This window comes from Acidiphilium iwatense (assembly GCF_021556475.1).
Lineage (GTDB): Bacteria > Pseudomonadota > Alphaproteobacteria > Acetobacterales > Acetobacteraceae > Acidiphilium > Acidiphilium iwatense.
Genome location: NZ_JAKGBZ010000100.1, coordinates 1 through 4,384 on the forward strand (window position 1 = coordinate 1; position 4,384 = coordinate 4,384).

At 60.2% G+C, this 4,384-nt stretch carries 4 protein-coding genes and 1 pseudogene; 1 reads left to right on the top strand and 4 read right to left on the bottom strand.

From position 1 onward, the window contains the following. Window positions 1–418 precede the first annotated feature (418 nt). The 3 genes from L2A60_RS19880 to L2A60_RS19890 all read right to left on the bottom strand — a co-directional run bounded on the left by L2A60_RS19880 (window position 419) and on the right by L2A60_RS19890 (window position 2,764). Complete coding sequence (locus tag L2A60_RS19880) at window positions 419–1,582, bottom strand: aromatic ring-hydroxylating oxygenase subunit alpha (protein ID WP_235706198.1); 1,164 nt, start codon at window positions 1,580–1,582, stop codon at window positions 419–421. 4 nt (window positions 1,583–1,586) lie between these two features. After that, on the bottom strand, window positions 1,587–2,201 hold the full coding sequence (locus tag L2A60_RS19885; RefSeq protein ID WP_235706199.1) for a TetR/AcrR family transcriptional regulator: 615 nt from the start codon (window positions 2,199–2,201) through the stop codon (window positions 1,587–1,589). A 131-nt stretch (window positions 2,202–2,332) separates the two neighbouring features. Then, window positions 2,333–2,764: a recombinase family protein gene (locus tag L2A60_RS19890; RefSeq protein ID WP_235706200.1), complete on the bottom strand. Its 432-nt coding sequence runs from the start codon at window positions 2,762–2,764 to the stop codon at window positions 2,333–2,335. A 233-nt stretch (window positions 2,765–2,997) separates the two neighbouring features. On the opposite strand from L2A60_RS19890, the gene L2A60_RS19895 reads away from it, so the two are divergent. Then, window positions 2,998–4,248 (top strand): MFS transporter, encoded by a 1,251-nt coding sequence (locus L2A60_RS19895; protein WP_235706201.1) that lies wholly within the window; start codon window positions 2,998–3,000, stop codon window positions 4,246–4,248. 20 nt (window positions 4,249–4,268) lie between these two features. Here L2A60_RS19895 and L2A60_RS19900 read toward each other — a convergent pair. Then, window positions 4,269–4,384: pseudogene (locus L2A60_RS19900) on the bottom strand (IS1595 family transposase); the annotation flags it as partial.

Genomic DNA, 4,384 nt, shown 5'->3' on the forward strand with positions numbered 1-4,384 from the left:
GCCGCATGGGAGCGCACCCGCAATAGGGATCACGTCAAGGCCAACTGGCACTTCACCACCGCAAACGCCCGCATCAAACTGAAGCGGCTATACCCCGCACTATGAGCGACTCGGGGTACTAGGTCAGGATGATGGCTCTCGAACATATACCGCTTGATGGTGGCCGGCTGAGGGTCGCCTCGACAACCAAATCGCTGGCGAAGAGCTTGACGGGTCAGGCGTCTGACGAAATTCTCGAACCGATAGATGTCTTCTGGTATCAGCGAACGAAGGCTCAGGCCTTCAAACTTGGGCGTATGAATGAAACCCTGAAAGCCCTGAGCCGTAAGTAGAACATCTTGCACGTTGCTTATGCCGGCCCAGACGGGGCTTGGAACACTGCCGTTGTGGTCAGGCCCATATCCGGCGCGCTGCTGGGTCACATTGCCGTCCTGCCCGAGGCAAGAACCTGATCGATACTCTGCTGGAATAGGGCGAGCAGGCCTTCTTCAAGACCGAGTGTGTGGAATTCGTTGCCGCCATAACGGAGTCCGACCTGAACGTCTTCCGCGACAGCAAAATCTTCCGTGTCGAAGACGACATCGTTGGTATACTCGAAGCGCTTGGCGAGAGCCGCCTGACCCTTCTCACCCGGAAAATCCGGCTCCCGGTATAGCATCTCATGGGTCCAGATCGTTCGATCCGGGGCTTCCGGGTAGAACGCGTTGATCGACACGTAGTCGGGATGCATGATGAAAAAAGTGTTCGGGAACAGGCTGTAATAGACCGAGGCATAGTCGAGTATCCGCCAAGCTTGGCGGTCCGCCTGAAGCGCGTCGAGGATGTTCGCCCGAGCAGCCGCCAGTCGAATGTGTGGCCCGTGCTCAAAGTGAGCGATCACGCCCTTCTTGAAGACTTTCGAGATCGTGTCCCGATGCAGGAAAGGAACGTGATATCCCTCCAGATAGGTCTTCAGAAGGAGTTTCCAATTCGCCTTCTTGATGACTGACGTTTTGCGGAATCTGATGACCTTGTCGATCCCGAAACGCTCGAGGTCGTCACCGATCGGCCCGAGGTACGAGGCGATGTCGATCGTCGCGCCGGGCGTCGGGTGAATCCAGATCAAGCCGCCGTGCTCGACGACCGTGAGCTCGACCAGACCGAATTTACAATAATCGAGGTCCGGAAACATGTAGGGCTTCGTGATGGCTCTGAGCGATCCATCGAGATCGTAAACCCAGCCGTGGAATGGGCAGACGAACGCTTTGATTCTGTCCTCTTTGCCCGAGACGATCCACGCGCCACGATGACGGCAGGCGTTGAGGAAAGCGCGGAGGGTTCCTTCCTTGTCGCGGACCACGACATAAGGGAACCTGTTCCAATCGCTCAGTAAATATGAGCCCGTTTCCCGCACATGCGAAGCGTGCCCGGCTATCATCGGGTAGTCGTGAAACACGGTGGCCATCTCGCGCTCGAGGACCGCAGAATCGGTGTAGTTGCGAACCGGAATTTGCACCACTTTGTCGAGCATTTCCTGGTCGCGCCGCTGTTCGCGAAGCTGAAGCAGGGTTTTCAGGGTTTCAATTTGCGTGTCGTGTTTCATCGTCTCAGGCCATCACAATTGCGCTTGATCGTGTCACATGCGATTGGCCGCCGGACGCACGAACGCAAAACGCTCGGAGCGTCGCGATCACCGCATCGATTTCGGAATTTCCTACTCTCGACAGCGGGCCGATGAGACACTCGACGATCCCGCCGACTAGCGCTGCGGCGACAAGTTCGGCGTCCTGATCAGGGAGTTCCCCGGCGAGGACCCCACTTCGGATAATGTCCGCGAAAATATCCTGATAGGGACGACGAAACTTGAGGCGATCCGCCTCTACAGCCTGACCCGCTGATTCGACGAGCAGCGCAACGGCCAGCCGGCGGCCTTTGAACGCGCGGCGCGCGAAGGTTTCCACCACCCTCGATATCCGGTCTGCCGCCGTCCCGGTCATGGACGCGGCGGCGCGGCAGACGGCAATTTCGCGCGTCGAGATGCGTTGAAACACCTCGTCGAACAGATCGTCCTTCGACGGAAAATGCTTGTAGATCAGCCCCGTGGCAACGCCAGCCTCGGCCGCAATCCCCGCGACCGTGGCGTCGGCATACCCGCACTTCCAGACCACCCGCAATGTCGCTGCGATGATCTCTTCGCGCGTCTCGGCAAGGCGGCTTGCCATTTTCGGTGTTCGCCAATAAGCCATGTAAGTAGTGAACCGTAATTCATTTTATTGTCAAGAGAGAATTGTGCGATCGCGTCAGGGATCGGGCTTACCGCTATGGGAGGCGCTGGATGCCGGCGCGACTGACTTCACGATAGACCGTCGAGCGCCCAAGTCCGAGCTGACGTGCCGCCTCCGAGCTGACGTGCCGCCGCAGTCGGCGAGAGCCCGGCCGATACGAGCTTGAGTGCAGCTGCGATCCTATCGGAGTCGAGCGGCTGCCGGCCAGGCCGCTTGCCGCGCGCCCGCGCGGCGGCAATGCCGTCCTTGGTTCGCTCGGCGATCAACCGCCGCTCGAAATGTGCTATCGCCCCGAAAACGTGGAACACCAGTTCTCCGGCGGCCGCCGTGGTATCGATCTTCTCTTCGAGGCTGAGCAGCGCGATCCCACGGTCCTTCAACATCACGATCGTCGCGAGTAATTCGGTGAGCGAGCGGCCAAGCCGGTCGAGGCGCACGACGGCGAGAGTATCTCCCGTTCGAGCATATCCGAACAATGCTTCGAGACCAGGTCGATCCATCGCTCGACCCGAGCGCACGTCTCCGCAGGCGCGTAGCCGGGACGACCCGTTGCACTCACTTTCGAATCGTCATGATCTATTCACAGTTTTGAGGTGTTCCCAGGCTTTGCGGGATGTTCGAGGGCTCTATACCGAAACTGGAACAAGGGGGATGGACGATGGGCTATGAAATCCTGGAATCAGCGGACTTGCGGTCGTTTCATCGAAGACTGACGCTCCTCTCAGCGGCGGGGATGTTCCTCGACGGATTCGACCTGACGGTGATCGCCGTTGCTCTGCCCTTGCTGGTCAAGATGTGGCATATTCCGCCGGCACTGTCCGGGGTGGTGGCGGCGGCTGCGGTCGTCGGCATGCTGGTGGGGTCGCTGCTGTTCGGGCATCTAACGGACCGGTTCGGGCGGAAGGCGATGTACCTATTCGATCTGGTCTTCTTCGTCGTCTTCGCGGCATTGACCGCGATTTCGCAGAATGTGTGGGAACTGCTGATTTTCCGGTTCCTGCTTGGTGTCGGGATCGGCGCGGACTACCCGATTTCGTCGACGCTGCTGGCGGAGTTCGTGCCGGCAAAGCGGCGCGGTGGATTTGTCGCCTCGCTGGGTGCGACTTGGTTCTTCGGCGCTTTGTGCGCCTATGTCGCGGGATATCTGCTGCTGCCGCTCGGCCCGGACGCCTGGCGGTGGATGATGGTGGTCGGCGCGCTGATTGCGGTCGTCGTCATCATATTGCGTGCTGCGATTCCGGAATCGCCGCGCTGGCTGGCAGCGCGGGGGCGGGTGGACGAGGCCTCGGGCGTGTTGGTCAAACTTGGCGCTGCTGCAGGAACCCGCGTGATGGCATCGACCGCAGCTACGATGCCATGGATGGCGATGTTTACCGGCCCCCTACTGCGCCTGACGATTTTTGTTTCCGGATTCTGGTTCTGCTACGACGTCGCCTTCTACGGCATCTCGATCTATACGCCGACGATCCTGAAATCCTTCAGCCTGGGTTCGAGCGCGGCCGCCTATCTGGGTTCGGCGGTCGTGGCACTGCTCGGGCTGATCGGTGCACTGATTGGCGTTTCGCTCGTCGACCGCTGGGGGCGCCGGCCGCTGATTATCTTCGCGTTCGGCGGTCTGACCGTGATGCTCGTGGTGCTCGCCCTGGTGCCACATCCGGTGCTCGTGGCCCTGGTAGTGCTGTTTGGCCTTGCGACGTTGTTCGCCAACATGGGGCCGGGCGTGCTTGACTTCGTCTATCCGACCGAGGTGTTTCCGACTGGCGTGCGCGCGGGGGCGACGGGGTTCGGCACGGCGGTGAGCCGGGTCGGCGCGATCCTGTCGATTCTGGTGTTTCCCGGCGTCGTCCAGGCATGGGGGCTGCAGAGCGCACTGTGGTTGTTCGTCGCCGCGGCACTCCTCGGATTTGTCATATGCCTCGTTCTCGCGCCTGAGACCAAGGGGCGGAATCTTGAGGACCTCAGTGCTGCCGTCGAGGCGAAATGACCGAAAATATCCTATATTGTTTACCCATGAACTTCAGCCAATTTTAGGAGGCGATACGGCATTGGAGGAGTCTGGGCGGCGGCCCAGCCGAGGCGCGGGATCATGCTGGCGAGGTCATATCGGCGATTGAACCGAT